The organism is Xanthomonas maliensis, from assembly GCF_009192945.1.
Classification (GTDB): Bacteria; Pseudomonadota; Gammaproteobacteria; order Xanthomonadales; family Xanthomonadaceae; genus Xanthomonas; species Xanthomonas maliensis.
In genome coordinates, this window is the sequence record NZ_NSET01000066.1 from 1 (window position 1) to 16,417 (window position 16,417).

The following is a 16,417-nucleotide window of genomic DNA, read 5'->3' on the forward strand; positions in this document are numbered from 1 at the left end:
CTACGGTGCGCAAGGTGCCGCGTGCCAGCGCCGGCTTGAGCAGGTTGGCGGCATCGCCGGTGCCGGCCGCGCCACCGGCGCCGACCAGGGTGTGGGTTTCGTCGACGAACAGGATGATCGGCTTGGGGCTGGCCTGTACTTCGTCGATCACTGCGCGCAGGCGCTGCTCGAATTCGCCCTTCATGCTGGCGCCGGCCTGCAACAGGCCGACATCGAGCGTGCGCAATTGCACGTCCTTCAGTGCGGGCGGCACGTCGCCGCGGGCGATGCGTTGTGCCAAGCCTTCCACCACCGCGGTCTTGCCGACACCGGCCTCGCCGACCAGGATCGGGTTGTTCTGGCGGCGGCGCATCAGGATGTCGACGACCTGGCGGATCTCGTCGTCGCGGCCGATGATCGGGTCCAGCTTGCCCTCACGTGCCTGCGCGGTGAGGTCGGTGGTGAATTTCTTCAGTGCCTCCTGCTTGCCCATCGCCGCCGGGGCGATGGCGCCGCTGGCTTCGCCCGGTGCAGCGGCCTGGCCTAACGAAAATCCATCGCTGGGCAGCAAGCCATCTTCCGGCGAGCCGGCCACGATCTCGGCGAAGTGTTCGTTGAGCACGGCAGGCTTGAGCTTGTCGAACTCCCTGGAGATCGCCAGCAGCGCATTGCGCAAGCCGCGCACGCTCAACAGACCGACCACCAGATAGCCGGTGCGCACCTGCACTTCGCCAAAGCTGAGCGAGGCATAGACCCAGCCACGCTCTACCGCTTCTTCGACCGTGGCCGACAAATCGGTCACGGCGGTGGAGCCGCGCGGCAAGCCATCCAGCGCGGTGGTGATATCGCGCGCCAGCACGGATGGGTTGAGCTGAAAGTGCTTGACGATGCGATGCAGGTCCGAGTCCTGCAGCTGCAGCAGTTGATGCAGCCAGTGCACCAGCTCCACGTAGGGGTTGCCGCGCAGCTTGCAGAACACGGTGGCGCTTTCGATACCGCGATACGCCAGCGGGTTGAGTTTGCCGAACAGGGCACTGCGGGAGATCTCGGCCATGATGGGTCCTTCGGAGTCGATACGTTGCGTGTGAGCGGGAGGCAGCGGTGCGGTCAGCCGGAGGGGCGCAGCAGCACCTCGTCGGCATCGGCGATGCTCCAGGCGCGACGGCCAATCCAGGTATCCAGGCCAAGCCGGGTGTTGCGGGCCAGCTGGGGGGCAGGAATCTCGTCGGCCTTGAGCAACAGCTGCAGTTCCCAACCGAATTCGTCGCCCAGATAGCTGCGCACCGCGGCGGTCAGCTGGCGCAGCGCCTGGCCGCCGGGCAGGAAGCGTTGGAACGCACTGCGCGGCAATGGCCCCAAGCGGATGCGCACGCGCTGCTGCGCCGCGCGCACCTGCGCGCCGACCACGCTATCGGTCCCCAGCCGCGCGTTGCGCGGGCCCAGACCCAATTGCAAGCGCGCATCGGCAGGCAAGCGCATCCACTCGGCAATGCATTCCTGCACCTGTACCGGCCAGCCGAACAGCTGTTGCAGCAGCGCGCGCAGGCCTTCGGGCGTGCGGGTGACCGCACCCAGGCGACCGGCGTAGTAGCGGCGCGCATCATCCGGTAGCGCATCGCGCGTGCGCAGCTGTGGGCTGGCGATGCCGACCAGCGCGTCCAGCCAGGCACGAAACTGGTCGCTGGCCGGGCGCTCGGCCTGCACGCTGGGCTGGGCCTGCGCCCAGGCGCGATAGAACAGGCTCAGCATGCGGTGGTGGAAGACATCGGCGAACGCGGCAAAGGTGCCGTCCTTGGCATGCTGGGCACGCTCGATGGCGTATTCGGTCAGGTGCAGCGGCAGCGGCGCATTCGGCCCGAACAAGCCCAGGAACAATCCATACAGCGTGCCGGGCCGGCCCTCGGTCGGCGGCACGTAGCGATCCAGCGCACGCGGCGCGAACGCCAGCGACGGGGTATGGCGCAGGCGCAGGAAGTCGTCGCTGGCGCGTGCCGATTCGCCCAGTCGCGGGCGCTGCGGATGACTGCGCTCCAATGCGCGCAGCGCAGCGAATGGCGCGAACGCCTGCGGACAGGCCTGCAGCGCCTGCTCCAGCGCGCTGGCCGCCGCGCTCACAGGCTGGGACGGGTGCCGGGCTGGGCTGGCCATCGGGCCACCTCGTTGCGTTCGGTGGTGCGCAGCACGGTCTCGACGAAGGCGTTGACCGAGACATAGCGCGCAAAGAACTGTTGCAGTACGGCGGCCAGCAGGAAGGCGCCGGTACCTTCGAAGGCGGCGTCCTCGCACTCCAGGGTGATCTCCAGGCCGCGGCCAAAGGTGATCGGGCCAGGCACCGGAATGCGCCGCACGATCGGACGGGCGCTGACCCGCTTCAAGCCTTCGATCTGCCGCTGCGCGCTGGCGTCGAAGGGATCGCAGTACAGGGTGAGGATCTCGCGCAGCGCGGCGGCACCGTCGTTGCCGTGCTCGAACAGCGACAGATAGTTGAGTTGCAGCTGGCTGAGCAGGCGCCAGGCGGTCTGGCCATCGGACAGAGCCGGCCGTGGCTTGGTCGGGCCGGCCACGCAGCGCGCACTGACGACCGGCACGCCGCTGTCCATGGTGAAGTCGGTGCCGCCCTTGCCCACCGGCATATGCAGCGGTAGGTCGCGGTTGCTGCACCACAGCTGCAGGCCGAGCTGGCGCAGCCGCGACATCTGCGCCTGGTCGTCGGCGTCGACCAGGCTGACGAACACCTCGCTGCCGACATAGCTGGAGCGCGCGCCATCGCGCCGTTGCCTGGCCGACAGCAAGCGCGGCTCGCGACGCACGGTGTAGAAAGCGCCATCGCGCGCGTGCCAGCTGCTGGCATCGCCGCCGTAGAACGGGGTGAAACGCTGTTCCGGCTCCTGTCGATCGCCGAAGCCTTCGACCTCGCCCAGGTGATGGATCTCGAAATCCATCGGCCGGCTGCGATCGGCCAGCACGTGGTATTCGTGCTGGCCGGCATGCAGGTGGATGCGATCGGCGCGACGCGGGAACAGATTGATGGCCGGGGTGCAAAACAGTTGGAAGTGCTCGGCCGCGACCGTCGTGGCCAGACTGGCCACGCTGCGCGTCAGCAGCACCACCAGCTCGATGCTGCTGCCATGCAGGCGACGCAAGCCGGCTCGCAAGCCGCTGAACTCGGCGAACAGGAAGCGCTCCGGGCAAGCGAAGTATTCCTGCAGCAGGCGATACCCGCTGAACGAACGTCCGTCGTACGGAATCAGGCCATCGGCGTTGTCGAAGCCGCGCATCTGCAAGCTGTCCGCTGCCAGCACGACGTCCACCGCTGCGCCCTGGGCATCGCTGCCGCGGATCAGCACGCCGGCGCAATCGGCATGCAGCTGCTCGTACAGCCGCTTGGGCAAGCCATCGGCGCCGGCCAGGAACACCGGCAGGCGATCCAGCGCCAGCATCTGCGCCTGCGCGCCACCGACCAGCTCCAACCGCAGCCGCAGGCCGGCGCGCACTGCGCGCGCCGCCGGTGCCACGACGCCGGCCGCCGCCAACGCCGCTGGCGAGTCGAGGTACTTGGCCTCGGCCATGTGTAGCGGCCACAGCGTCACCGCGTGGGCGGTGCGGAACTCGCAGGCCGTGCGTTCGCCGGCGCCGATCAGGCTACGCAGCGCGCTCTGCCGCGGCACCGTCACCCCAGCGGCCAGGCCGCTGTCCTTCAAGTCAGGTTGCAGCCGCACCACCGCCATCGACGGCACCGGTGCCAGATAATGCGGGTAGACCATCTCCAGCAGGTGCTGGGTGAACACCGGATACTGCGCATCCAGCTTGAGCTGCACGCGCGCGGCGAGAAAGGCGAAGCCCTCCAGCAAACGCTCGACATACGGATCGGCGCACTCGAACGCATCCAGGCCGAGCCGGCCGGCGATCTTGGGATAGTCGCGCGCGAACTCGGCGCCCATGTCGCGCACGTGCTGCAGCTCGCGGGTGTAGTACGGAAGCAGGCGCGGGTCCATGGCGCTCACCCATGCCCTGCGACGACGTCGAGGCGACCGGTTTCCAGGTCGAGCGTGGTCTTCAGGTACAGGTTCAGCGGCAGTGGTTGCGCCCACATGTCGGCGATGATGGTGAACAGCAGGGCGCGGCGATCCATGCGTGCCGCATCGGTCTGCACGTCCACGCGCAAGGACTCGGCGATCAGGCGCGGCTCGAATTGCACGATCGCCGCATGCAGGCGCTGCTGCAGCGCCGTCGCATCGATGTCGGCCAGCGCCGCGCCGGTCAGATCGGGAATGCCGAAATTGAGCACCGAGCCCCGCACCTGCGGATGCGCCTGCAGCGAGTAGCTGGTGTCCAGATTGACCGCATTGAGCAACCAGGACAGATCGCGGATCACGCACTCGCGTAGCCGGGTGGCCGAGATCACCCGTTGCTCGCGGCTTTCCTCGCGCTCGCCCGGCGCGCTGTCGGTCAGCCGGTCCAGCAGGGACGGCTGCAGGCGTTCGCTGGTGGTGAGCTCGGCCATCGCTGCCTCACTCCGGGTCGAACTGCAGCTGGCGCACGTCCAGGACCGCCACCTCGTCGGTGTCGGTACTCCACATGCGCTGGCCCAGGCCGATCTCGCCTTGCGCGCCCTGGGTCCATTCGGTGCGGCGGGCCAGTTGCAGCTCGCCGGCATCCAGATGCTCGCTGCCGGGATAGCGCACCGGCAGATAACCGAAGGCCTGGCCGCCATTGCGCCACAGCACGCTGACCGGCGCCCACACGGTGTCGCGCAGATCCACCGGTGCCTCCAGGCGCAGTTGCTGGATGCGTTCCATCGGTGCCCAGACATAGCCGCTGTCGAGCATGAGTTCGAGGCACGGCCCGAAACGCAGGTCCGCATCGGCCAACCAGGCAAAGCGTGCGCCGTCCAGTGTTCCGGCACAGGCCGGTGCCTGCTCCAATGCCTGCGCGCGCAGCTCGGCCGCCTGCGCCCCATGGCCTTGCGCAGACAGCTGCAAGGCCTGCAGGTGCAACGCCAACCACGGCGCCGGCTCGCCGATCACCGGCGGCAGACAGCGACCAGCGAAGACGTCTGCGCGCGTCTGCTCGGCCTGCAGCACCACCAGATAGGTGTGCACCAGCGGACGGGTGGTGGGATCGAGTTCGCCGCAGGTGCGTAGCTGGTCGGCCGCACGCGACCATTGCCCGAGCACGGCCAACAACTGGAACAGGAACACGCGCCGGCTGACATCGGCCGGCTGCCGACGCACCTGCTGGACCAGCTGTTGCAGTGCCTGCGCCGGCTCGCCACGGGCGAGCAGACTGTGTGCGGAGGCATCCATCGCGCGGTTCCTTGTCGAAGAGGGCGGCGGTACCGTGCGCGGCACCGCCGGTACACCTGGCGTACGTCGTCAGGCCTTGGCCACGCCCTGGATGTCGTAGGTGAATTCCTTGGCGCCGCCCTGGGCCGTGCCCTTATCGTCCTGCGGCTGGAAGGCGTACTTGAACTTGCCGAAGTGCAAGGTGACGTTCTCAGTCAGGCGATCCTCGCCACCGGAGCCGCCGGTGGACAGCGAGGTGATCAGCACGCCCTCGCTCAGCTCCAGGGTGAGGAAGTCGCTCTGCTCGCCGGTGGCGTTGGTGACGTACAGCCAGGCGTTTTCCACTCGTGCGCCGGTGCACACCGCGTCGAGCAAGGCGTTGGAGCTGCCATCCACGTACTTGGTGATGGAGATGTCCTGGATATGCGCCTTGCCCCCACTGGCCGAACCGCCACCGGTGTGCAGATCGCCGGAATTGCTCGCGCCCCACGACCATGCCAGGATCGGAATCTCCTTGGCGTGCTTCTTGTGATTGGACGCACCTTCGATCTTGACCTTGCCGCTGCCGAACTTGATATGCATGTCGAACGCCATGGAACTGCTCCTTCGATAAGAGTGACAACAGAGGATGGCGCGACGCCGTCAGGCGCCGTCGCCGAGGCGCGACTGCGCCGGATCAGGCCTTGGCGGCCGAAGGCAGGCGCGAGACCAGCCGCAACGACACGGTCAGGCCCTCGAGCTGGTAGTGCGGTTTGAGATAGAACTTGGAGCTGTAGTAGCCCGGGGCACCCTCAACCTCGTCCACGACTACTTCGGCGGCGGCCAGCGGCTTGCGCGCCTTGGTTTCTTCGCTGGAATTGGACGGGTCGCCATCGATGTACTGGGTCACCCAACGCGTCAGCCAGTTCTGCATCTGCTCACGGTCGGAGAACGAGCCAATCTTGTCGCGCACGATGCACTTGAGGTAATGCGCGAAACGACAGCAAGCGAACATGTACGGCAACCGCGCGCCGAGGGCGGCATTGGCGGTGGCATCCGGGTCGTCGTATTCGTCCGGCTTGTTCAAGGACTGCGCGCTGATGAAGGCGGCCATGTCCGAGTTCTTGCGATGCACCAGTAGCATCAGGCCCATCTTGTCCAGCTCGGCGGAGCGGCGGTCGGTGATCGCCACTTCGGTCGGGCACTTCATGTCCACGCCGCCGTCGTCGGTGGGGAAGGTATGCGTGGGCAGGCCTTCGACCGCGCCACCGGATTCGATGCCGCGAATGCGCGAGCACCATCCGTACTGCTTGAATGAGCGGTTGATGTTCACCGCCATCGCATATGCGGCGTTCTGCCAGGTGTACTTGGACGAATCGGCGCCGCCGGTGTCTTCCTCGAAGTCGAACTCGTCCACCGGACTGGTCGCCGCGCCGTATGGCAGGCGCGAAAGCGTGCGCGGCATCGCCAGGCCGATGTACTTGGAATCTTCCGATTCGCGCAGCGAGCGCCAGGCGGCATAGTCGGGCGTGGAGAAGATCTTGGCCAGATCGCGCGGGTTGGACAGTTCGCTCCAGCTGTCCATGCCCATCAGCTTGGGCGCGGCGGCGGCGATGAAGGGTGCGTGCGCGGCGGCGGCGACCTGAGCCATGCCGTTGAGCAGCTCCACATCCGGCGGGCTGTTGTCGAAGGAATAATCGCCGACCAGGCAGCCGTACGGCTCGCCACCGAGTTGGCCGTATTCCTGCTCGTAGACCTTCTTGAAGATCGGACTCTGATCCCAGGCGGTGCCCTTGTAGCGCTTGAGCACCTTGCCCAACTCCTTCTTGCCGATGTTCAGCACGCGGATCTTGAGCTGCTGGTCGGTCTCGGTGTTGTTGACCAGGTAATGCAGGCCGCGCCAGGCGCCTTCGAGCTGCTGCAGGTCCGGGTGATGCAGGATCTGGTTGAGCTGTTCGGTCAGGGTGCGGTCGATCTCGGCGATGTAGGCCTTGATGGTCTGCGACACATCGTCGCTGACCACGTCGCTGCGATTGAGTACCTGCTCGGCCAGCGTGCGCACCGCCGACTCGACTTCTTCCTTGGCGCGTTCGCTCTTGGGGCGGAACTCGCGATTGAGTAGCGCGGCGAAATCGTCCTGCGCCAGGACGTCATTGCCGATGCTGGCGGCGACTGCGGCTTCGGTGGCGGCCATGATTACGCCTCCTCCGCTGCGTCGGCAGGCTTGGCCGCCGCGGTGAGCGATTGCAGCAGGGCCGGGTCGCGGATCGCCTGCGCAATCAGCTGCTCGGCGCCGGCCTTGCCGTCCATATAGGTATCGAGGTTGGCCAGCTGGGTGCGCGCTTCCAGCAGCTTGGCCAACGGCGCGACCTTGCGCGCGATCGCCGCCGGCGAGAAGTCGTCCATGCTCTCGAAGGTGATATCCACCGCCAGCTCGCCTTCGCCGGTGAGCGTGTTGGGCACCTTGAACTGCGCGCGCGGCCGCATCGACTGCAGGCGGCTGTCGAAGTTGTCGACGTCGATCTCCAGCGCCTTGCGTTCCTCCAACGAGGGCAACTCGCCGGCGTTGGCGCCGGACAGATCCGACAGCACGCCCATCACGAACGGAATCTGTACTTTCTTCTGCGCGCCGTAGACCTCCACGTCGTACTCGATCTGTACCCGCGGGGCCCGATTGCGGGCAATGAATTTCTGACTGCTGGCCATGCCTGATCTCCGAGTGAGCGTTGCCGTTGCGCGCGGCCTGCACGGCCCTTGCGCGCTGCCATCTGCCTGATCCCCGCTGGCCCGTCTGCCAACCGGACCCTGCCTGCCGCTGCGGCGGCGACGCTGCCAGACCGTTGTCTTGAGCGTTGCGGCGAGTCTAGGAAGCGGCCTTCAGGCTCACCCGACAAATCGTCTCAATCGCCGCATTGCGTGATCGCCTGCGGATTTCGTACCTGGCCGTGATGGGTTGCCGACGCTTTTTGCGCTTGCTCAGGTGACAGGCCCGGGGAGCGGGCCGAGGCGTTCCTTCCGATGAACATGACCCACCCCCTTGACGTGGCGGCGGCGCTGGCGCCGCTGACCGATGCGTCTGCGCCGTTGATGATCGACCTGCTGGCCTACATCGAACAGCATATCGGCGAGCCGGAGCTCGGCACCGAGACCTTGCAGCAAGCCTTTGCGCTGTCGCGCGCAAGCCTGTACCGGCTGTTCCATTCGCGCGGCGGCGTGGCCAGCTATATTCGCGAGCAGCGGCTCTGCACGGCGTATCGCTATCTGCAGGCCTTTCCGGAGTGCAGCCTGACCTGGCTGCTGTACGAAATGGGATTCGCATCCGAGCGTCAGTTCCAGCGCGCCTTCCAGCAGCGCTTCGGCATGCCGCCGATGCAGTGGCGTCGTCAATGCCGCGCCGCGCCGCAACGACGCACACCGGCGCGGCGCGGGCATTACATGCCGATGTGGCGTTTCATTCGCGAGCTGGGACAGGATCTGCCGATCGATCCCAGTCTGCGCAACGGGTCGGTCAACGCGACGCAGCCAGCGCCGTTGCTGCCCGCCCAGGCGCAGCGGCGGCTCGGCCAGCCGCTGCGTCCGCAGCCGGCGCTGGACTACGCCGAGGCGTGAGCGGGCATGGCGGCGGCAGGCACTGCCGTTGCCGCACTCAGCGGATCACCAACACCGGCACCTTGCTGTTGGTCAGCACTTCCACTGTCTGGCTGCCCAGCAACACGCGGCTCATGCCGCGGCGGCCGTGCGAGGTCATCACGATCAGGTCGCTATCGCAGTCCTTGGCGGTCTGCACGATGCCTTCGGCGGCGAAGCGATCCAGCACGTGCCGCGGCGTGGCCTTGACGTTGGCTGCAGCGGCCAGCTCCAGCGCAGGACGCAGAATGGCTTCGGCACCGGCCTCGCGCTCCTTGCGATATTCCGGGCTGGCCTCGTAGCCCACGCTCCAGCCCATCGCGTCGTACATGCCCATCGCCCACGGCTCGGAGACGGTGACGATATCCACATGGGCGCCGGTGGTCTTGGCCAGCTCCAGGCCCTGGAACAGCCCGCGATGGGACAGCTCGGAGGCGTCGATGGCGATCAGGATGCGCTTGTACATGGGACTCTCCCGTTGTTAGCCGACGATGGACTGCGCGCCCAGTCTGCCACGCCGCTGCTGTCGCACCTTGATGCGGATCAAGTCGCTCAGCGGCGCGTCAGTCAGTCGGCTGATCCGCGCATCGGTAACGGCCTGGACGCGCCTGGATCGGCATGCAGCATGCGGTCGCGCTCGTCGATGCACTGCGGGACCGCGCGCATTGGCGGCCCTTGCAGCGTCGACGCACCTGTACCGCCGCTTGGCAGATCACGGCATCACACTCGGCTGCGCGGTGCGCGTCCAGCGCTCGGGCTGGGCCAGTAGTGCGTTGCGAGCGCGACAGGCCGCACGCAGGATCAGCAGCATGCGGCGACGCCGCATGCGCGCTTCCACTCGGATCGAGGCAAGGACATCAGACACGGTGGTGCGCTGTGTCCGTTGCTTGCCGCGCGAGAACCTGCGTGTCGCCGGCGCGGCACGTGGCCGGCTACACCACCGTCAGGTTGGCGTAGGCCATCACCAGCCACTTGGCGCCGGCCTCGTCGAACTGCACCTGCACCCGCGCATGCGCACCGGCGCCTTCGTAATCGGTGACCACGCCGCCGCCGAACTTGGGGTGCACCACATTGGCGCCGAGCTTGATCGGCGCGGCCTCGACCACCGCATGCACTGGCCCGCGTACCGCCCCCAGCGAGGCAGGACGCGAGACCTGCACTTTCGGCCGCACTTCGTGCAGCAGATCGCGCGGAATCTCGCGCAGGAAACGCGAGGGAACGTTGTAGTTGTCCTGGCCATGGATCCGGCGCGATTCGGCATAGCACAACACCAGCTTCTGGCGCGCACGGGTGATGCCCACATAGGCCAGCCGCCGCTCCTCCTCCAGCCGGCCGTTCTCTTCCAGCGAGCGCGCGCTCGGGAACAGGCCATCCTCCAGGCCGACCAGGAACACGATCGGAAACTCCAGGCCCTTGGCCGAGTGCAGCGTCATCAACTGCACGCCATCCTCGCCCGCCTGGGCCTGGCCTTCGCCGGCTTCCAGCGAGGCATAGGCCAGGAAGGCCACCAGCTCGGTCATGCCGGCACTGTCCTCGTCGTCCGGGCGCACGAAACGCGAGGCCACCGAGACCAGTTCGTCCAGGTTCTCGGTCCGCGATTCCGAATCCAGCCCACCGCGGCTCTCCTTGGCCCAATGCTCGCGTAGCCCCGAACGGACCAATACGTGGTCGATGCGCTCGGCCAGATCCATCTCGCCGGTTTCGGCCTGCAGTTGACCGAGCAGGCTGAGGAAGCCTGCCAAGGCGTTGCGCGCACGCGCAGCCAGCGCGTTCTGCTGGCTGGCCAGCATCGCCGCTTCCCACAGCGACAGTCCCTGCGCACGCGCCAACCGACGTACTTCATCGAGGGTGCGATCGCCGATGCCACGCGTGGGCGTGTTGACCGCGCGCTCGAATGCGGCATCGTCGCTGCGGTTGGTCAGCAGGCGCAGATAGGCCAGCGCATCCTTGATTTCGGCGCGTTCGAAGAAGCGCATGCCGCCATAGACACGATAAGGCAGCTGCTCGGCGATCAAGACCTCTTCCAACGCACGCGACTGCGCATTGCTGCGGTAGAGCACGGCCACTTCGCCATAGCTGCCGCCATCGCGTACCCATTGCCGCGCCCGCTCCACCACGTAACGGGCCTCGTCGACCTCGTTGTAGGCCGCATACAGATCGATCGGCTCGCCATCGCCCGAGTCGGTCCACAGCTGCTTGCCGATACGGTCGGGGTTGTGCGCGATCACCGCATTGGCCGCGCCGAGAATATTGGCGCTGGAGCGGTAGTTCTGCTCCAACCGCACGGTCTGCGCACCGGGGAAGTCGTGCAGGAACTTCTGCACGTTCTCCACCCGCGCGCCACGCCAGCCGTAGATCGCCTGATCGTCGTCGCCGACCACGAACACGTTGCCGCTCTCGCCAGCCAGCACGCGCACGAAGGCGTACTGGATGGCATTGGTGTCCTGGAACTCATCGACCAGGATCTCGCGGAAGCGCGCGCGGTAATGCGCCAGCAGCGCCGGGGTGTCGCGCAGCAACTCATGGGCGCGCAGCAGCAACTCGGCAAAATCCAGCAGGCCGGCGCGGTCGCAACGTTCCTGATACGCCGCATAGACCTGCCAGCGCACCTCGGTCCAGTCGTCGTTGGGCTCGGGCTGGATGTGCTGCGGCCGTCGCCCCTCGTCCTTCTGCTCGTTGATCCACCAGCTCATCTGCTTGGGCGGATACTTGCCCTCGTCCAGTTCCAACGCCTGCACCACCCGCTTGACCAGCCGCAGCTGATCGTCGCTGTCCATCACCTGGAAGCCTTCCGGCAGGCGGGCATCCTGCCAATGCAGGCGCAGCAGGCGGTGGGCCAGGCCATGGAAGGTGCCGATCCACATGCCGCGGCTGCCATTGCGCAGCTGCAAGTCGGTGCGGTGGCGCATCTCGCCGGCGGCCTTGTTGGTGAAGGTCACTGCGAACATGCCGTGCGCAGGCACGCCATGGACTTCATTGAGCCAGGCGATGCGATGGATCAGCACGCGGGTCTTGCCGGAGCCGGCGCCGGCCAACACCAGGTAATGCCCCGGCGGCGCGGAGACGGCCTCGCGCTGGGCGGGGTTTAAATGATCGAGCAAATGAGAGACATCCACCGGGGTATTTTACCGGTTGTGGCGTCGCCGCGGCTGAGACTGCGCTGACGCGGTCATGGGATGACGGAACGGTGTGAAGACGGGCCGGGCCTGCGGCGCCACCCTGCAGCTGGTATGCGGCGTTCCTCAGCGGCGACCGGCGTCGCGCTCGGCGTCCAGCCCACGCAGCACCGCGCCAGCGATCGCCTGCGCCTGCAGGCGCAGCTCCGGCACCGCCAGGCTTTCCCACAGCGTGCCGATGCGCAAGCTGCCGATCGCCCACAGTCGCGGATCGGGCTGGCCATCGGCATCGACCACCCGGCCATCGGCGTCGGTCTGCACGCCGATCCCGTGCGGGCCGGGTGCCGCCAGGCCCTGCCCCAGCAACTGCTGCAGCAGGCCATTGCGCATCGCCTGCACGCGCATCTCCACCCCGGTGGCATTGATCAAGGCCTGCACGTCCAGTTGCAGCGCCTGCCCGGCACGCGGGCTGGCACTGACCCGCACGCAGGCGCCGGCCGCGAAGGCCACGTCCAGTCGCGTGCGGTGCACCTGCAACTGGCCACGGGCCTGCATGGCCTGCAATTGCGCATGCACCGGCGCGGCGATGCGATGCCGGTGCACGTCCCAATAGCGGACCAGGTGGCGCAGGAAGCGCCGCTGATCGGCCACCGACAACGACTGCCACAGCGGCTGGCTGTACGGGCGGATCCGCTCCATCACGCTTTGCCAAGGCAGGCCGGCGGCCACCGCCTCGCGTGCCAGTTGGCGCAACGTGCGTAGCCGCGCGCGCAGCGGCAGGGGCAACAGCATGGCCGGATCGAAGGTGGCGGCGGCGCCGTGCGCATGCGGCAGCGGCAGCAAGCCGTGCCGCGACACCACGTGCACCGGACCATGGTGCGCCTGTGCGACCAGGCTCATCACGCAATCGGCCATGCTCAGGCCGGAACCGACGATGCACACCGCCGCATCGGCCGGCAGCGCCGCCACCGCTGCGCTGTCCCAGGCATCGATCCGCTGCTGCGGCGTCAGCGCCGTGGCCCCGCGTACCGGCAGCGGCCGCAAGGCATTGCCGACCGCCAGGATCACCCGCTGCGCCTGCACGCTGCTGCCGTCGTCCAACTGCAGCTGGACGCCGCCATCGCGGTATTGCAGGTGCTGCACACGCGCCACCCGGTGGCGCAAGGACGCCGGGCTGCAGCGTTGCGCGGCGGCCAGGCGCTCGCGCAGATACGGCGCGTAGCGGCGGCGCGCGACGAAGCGGCGTGGCAGCGGCGTCTCCGCCTCTGCGGGATCAGGTGCCTGCGTGCTGAGATGGTCGACGAAATCCTCCGGCACCTCGGCCAGCGCGCTCATCCGCGCGGCGGGGACATTGAGCAGATGTTCGCCACGCAGCGTGGCATAGGCCACGCCTTCGCCCAGGCGTTCACGCGGTTCGATCACCACCAGCGACATCGGCCGGTCGGCCTGGCGCAGCAACTGCAGCGCGACCAGCACGCCGGCCGCGCCGCCTCCTACGATGGCGATCGCTGCATCGCCCGACTCACATGGCTGATTCATCGGGCGATTGTAGGCGATGCCCGCGTAGACGATGCCCGCGGCAACCCGATGACCAGCGCACCCGCCAACCGCGGGCGCGGCGCCTCACATCAACGCATCGGCCAAGCGCGCAATGCCTTCGCGGCTGCGCCGCCACGCCGGGCGTCGCCGCCACTGTTCCAGCTCCAGCGGCCGCGCCTGCGACAGATAGTCGGCTTCGATCTGCCGCAAGCGCTGCACCACACCCTGGTCGTAGCACAGCATGCCGATCTCGGCATTGAGCGCGAACGAGCGGATGTCCAGGTTGATCGATCCGACCAGCGCGATGTCCTCGTCCACGCTCAGATGCTTGGCATGCAGGAAATGCGGGCGATACAGCGCGATCTTCACGCCACTGCGCAACAGGTCCTCGAAATACGCCTCCTGCGCCCACGCCGCCAGGCGCTGGTTGTTGCGCTCGGACAGGATCAGCTGCACGTCCACCCCGGACATGCCGGCGATGCGCAGGGCGCTGAGCAAGGCCTCGTCGGGCACGAAGTACGGCGTCACCAACACCACCTTGCGCCGCGCCAGATGGATCATCGCGTTGATCGCATCGCGCGCATTTTCGAACGGGTAGGCCGGCCCGCTCGGCAACAGCTGGGTGGCGATATTGGCCGCGCAGACCGGTGCATCCGGCCACACGTCCAGCCGCTGCCCGGTCTCGGTGAACCAGTCGCTGGCGAACACCGCCTCCAGGTGATTGACCACCGGCCCACGGACGCGGGCCACCAGCTCGCGGTTGGGCGCACCCGCGACGAACTGCGCTTCGGCCAGGTTCTGCGAACCGACGAAACCGATGCGGTTATCGATCACCGCGATCTTGCGGTGGTTGCGCAGGTCCATGCGGCCGCTGCGCCGCCAGCGCAGACCACCCGGCAGCACCGCCTGCACCTGCACCCCGGCTGCCTGCAGGCGCGCGCGGTAGCGACGCAGCCCGCGCTTGGCGCCTACCGCGTCCAGCAGCAGGCGGCAGCGCACGCCGCGGCCGCTGGCGCGCTCCAGCGCCGCCGCCACCGCCTCACCCACCGCATCGTCGAACATCAAGTAGTAGAGCAGGTGCACGCGTTCGCGCGCTTCGTCGATGGCGGCCACCAGCGCCTGCACCGCAGGCAGGTAGTCGTCCAGCAATTCCACCGCATTGCCCAGCGTGGGCATGAAATCGCCCTGGCGCTCGATCAGCGGCACCATCTCCGCGCTGCTGGTATCGGCGCGAGGCGTCCAGCGCAAGGCATGCAGGGCTTGCTGCTGTTCGCGAATCACCTGCGAGGCGGCGGCCTGCCGCTGCACCCGCAGGCGCGACAGCCAGGGATGGCCGAGCAGCAGATACAACGGCAGCCCGAGCACCGGCACGAAGCCGATCAGCAACAGCCAGCTGCGCGCGGCACCGGGGGTGGTGCGGGTGGGAATCCACAGCAGTGCGGCCAGGCGGATCGCCCAGTCCAGCGCCAACAGCCACGTCCCTTGCGACCAATACGACAGCATCGGCGATCCGTCTTCAGCAGGACTCCGATTCTGCCCGGCCCGTGCGCAAACGCAATGTCGCACTCGTCGCTTCGCCATGGCGGAACGGCCAGCGCGACCCATCCTGCATGCGCGGCGCACGTTCGCGGCTGAGTTGGCGGAAGGTCTGCAGCAAGGCGTGCTGCACGCGCGTGGGCTGCCAGTCGCTGCGCATCGTCAGACCGATCCGGCGTGCGCCGCCGCCGGCGCTGCCGATCGCGCACAGCAGGCCGGCTCGCCGCTCCACCACGCACTGGTCCGGCGACATCAGCGCCAGCCAATCGTCTTCCAGCAACAAGCCACGCGTGATCAAGACCGACCCGCACTCGATCCAGCGCGGTGGCGGCGCGACCCCGTGGGCCTGGAACAACTGCTCCCAGCGTTCGTGCGCCGGTGCACCGGCCGCAGCCACCACCCATGGATAGTCGCGCAGCTGGGCGAATGCATAGGGGCCGCTGGCCAGCGGATGGCCGACGCGCGCCACGATCAGCGGGTCGTCGGCGAACAGCGGCTCCTGCACGATGTCGCGCACTGGCGGCGGCTCGCGCAGCGCACCGATCAACAGGTCCAGCCCGCCATCGCGCAACTGCGACAACAACTGCGGATAGGGACCTTCGACCACGCTGATGGCCACCCCCGGATGCAGCCGGGCAAACCGCGCCAGCACCTGCGGCAACAACACCGCGCGGGCGACCGGCATCGCGCCCAGGCGGATCCGCCCGGCCTGTTGCGACCGCAGCGCCGCCAGCTCGTCCAGCCCGGCCTCCAGTTCGGACAGGCCCAAGCGCACGCGCCGCAGCAGGGCCAGCGCCGCCGGTGTGAGCTGCACGCTGCGCCCACGCAGCACTACCAACGGCACCGCGATGGTATCGGCCAGCGCCTGCACCGCGCGATGGACCGCCGGTTGCGACACGCCGGCCTGCGCAGCCGCCAACGCGTAGCTGCCGGCGTGCTCCAGCGCGACCAGTGCCTGCCATTGCCCCAGCCCGATGCGGCGCTCCAGCCCGGGGTGGACGGGCTGGCGCACGGCCCGCCGCGCCAGCCGGACCCCCTGGGCCAACTGCGCCAGCGCCCGCTCGATCCGCGGCAGCAGCAAGCCGGCGGCGCTGGTCGCGACCATGCCGCCAGGTTGCCGCTCGAACAAGGCCATGCCCAGTTGCCGCTCCAGCCGCGCGATCGCCTGGGTCAGCGCCGGCTGGGACAAATTCACCTGCGGCGCGGCCGCACTGATGCTGCCGGCCTGCTGCACGACGAGCAGCGCTTCGAGATGGCGAAGGTTCGGGCCAGGGTTCTTGGGCATGCTCTAACTATAATCAGAATCAATATGCATACCTCAAATCCATGTTGAAGCAGCGGGTCGGCTGATCCCAG

14 protein-coding genes are annotated in these 16,417 nt (G+C 67.9%); 1 reads left to right on the forward strand and 13 read right to left on the reverse strand.

Annotated features, from left to right (window positions below):
- The 8 genes from CKY51_RS19275 to tssB form a co-directional block, all read right to left on the reverse strand.
- On the reverse strand, positions 1–1,033 hold a 1,033-nt coding region (locus tag CKY51_RS19275; RefSeq protein WP_152249690.1), incomplete at its 3' end, for an AAA family ATPase.
- Between the two features lie 53 nt (positions 1,034–1,086).
- Positions 1,087–2,127: a type VI secretion system baseplate subunit TssG gene (gene tssG, locus CKY51_RS19280; RefSeq protein WP_031338177.1), complete on the reverse strand. Its 1,041-nt coding sequence runs from the start codon at positions 2,125–2,127 to the stop codon at positions 1,087–1,089.
- Positions 2,091–3,974 carry a type VI secretion system baseplate subunit TssF gene (gene tssF, locus CKY51_RS19285; RefSeq protein ID WP_022970526.1) on the reverse strand — a complete coding sequence of 628 codons (1,884 nt, stop codon included), beginning with the start codon at positions 3,972–3,974 and terminating at the stop codon, positions 2,091–2,093. The genes tssG and tssF overlap by 37 nt, the downstream gene beginning before the upstream one ends.
- Before the next feature lie 5 nt (positions 3,975–3,979).
- Complete coding sequence (gene tssE, locus CKY51_RS19290) at positions 3,980–4,483, reverse strand: type VI secretion system baseplate subunit TssE (RefSeq protein ID WP_022970527.1); 504 nt, start codon at positions 4,481–4,483, stop codon at positions 3,980–3,982.
- A gap of 7 nt (positions 4,484–4,490) precedes the next feature.
- Positions 4,491–5,285, reverse strand: a complete 795-nt coding sequence (locus tag CKY51_RS19295; RefSeq protein WP_022970528.1) for a type VI secretion system accessory protein TagJ — start codon at positions 5,283–5,285, stop codon at positions 4,491–4,493.
- Positions 5,286–5,354: 69 nt separating this feature from the next.
- On the reverse strand, positions 5,355–5,858 hold the full coding sequence (locus CKY51_RS19300) for an Hcp family type VI secretion system effector (protein ID WP_022970529.1): 504 nt from the start codon (positions 5,856–5,858) through the stop codon (positions 5,355–5,357).
- Between the two features lie 82 nt (positions 5,859–5,940).
- Positions 5,941–7,437 (reverse strand): type VI secretion system contractile sheath large subunit, encoded by a 1,497-nt coding sequence (gene tssC, locus CKY51_RS19305; protein ID WP_022970530.1) that lies wholly within the window; start codon positions 7,435–7,437, stop codon positions 5,941–5,943.
- A gap of 2 nt (positions 7,438–7,439) precedes the next feature.
- Positions 7,440–7,949, reverse strand: a complete 510-nt coding sequence (gene tssB / locus CKY51_RS19310; protein WP_022970531.1) for a type VI secretion system contractile sheath small subunit — start codon at positions 7,947–7,949, stop codon at positions 7,440–7,442.
- 312 nt (positions 7,950–8,261) lie between these two features.
- Between tssB and tagK the strand changes: the two genes are divergently transcribed.
- Positions 8,262–8,852 carry a transcriptional regulator TagK gene (gene tagK, locus CKY51_RS19315; protein ID WP_152249691.1) on the forward strand — a complete coding sequence of 197 codons (591 nt, stop codon included), beginning with the start codon at positions 8,262–8,264 and terminating at the stop codon, positions 8,850–8,852.
- A gap of 37 nt (positions 8,853–8,889) precedes the next feature.
- On the opposite strand, the gene CKY51_RS19320 is transcribed toward tagK, so the two are convergent.
- The 5 genes from CKY51_RS19320 to CKY51_RS19340 all read right to left on the reverse strand — a co-directional run bounded on the left by CKY51_RS19320 (position 8,890) and on the right by CKY51_RS19340 (position 16,346).
- Complete coding sequence (locus CKY51_RS19320) at positions 8,890–9,336, reverse strand: universal stress protein (protein ID WP_022970533.1); 447 nt, start codon at positions 9,334–9,336, stop codon at positions 8,890–8,892.
- A gap of 466 nt (positions 9,337–9,802) precedes the next feature.
- Complete coding sequence (gene uvrD, locus CKY51_RS19325) at positions 9,803–11,986, reverse strand: DNA helicase II (protein ID WP_022970535.1); 2,184 nt, start codon at positions 11,984–11,986, stop codon at positions 9,803–9,805.
- Between the two features lie 126 nt (positions 11,987–12,112).
- Positions 12,113–13,525 carry an FAD/NAD(P)-binding protein gene (locus CKY51_RS19330; protein WP_022970536.1) on the reverse strand — a complete coding sequence of 471 codons (1,413 nt, stop codon included), beginning with the start codon at positions 13,523–13,525 and terminating at the stop codon, positions 12,113–12,115.
- A gap of 84 nt (positions 13,526–13,609) precedes the next feature.
- Positions 13,610–15,028 carry a cardiolipin synthase gene (cls, locus tag CKY51_RS19335; protein ID WP_022970537.1) on the reverse strand — a complete coding sequence of 473 codons (1,419 nt, stop codon included), beginning with the start codon at positions 15,026–15,028 and terminating at the stop codon, positions 13,610–13,612.
- Positions 15,029–15,041: 13 nt separating this feature from the next.
- Positions 15,042–16,346, reverse strand: coding sequence for a LysR family transcriptional regulator (locus CKY51_RS19340; RefSeq protein WP_022970538.1), 1,305 nt, complete (start codon positions 16,344–16,346; stop codon positions 15,042–15,044).
- Positions 16,347–16,417: the final 71 nt, after the last annotated feature.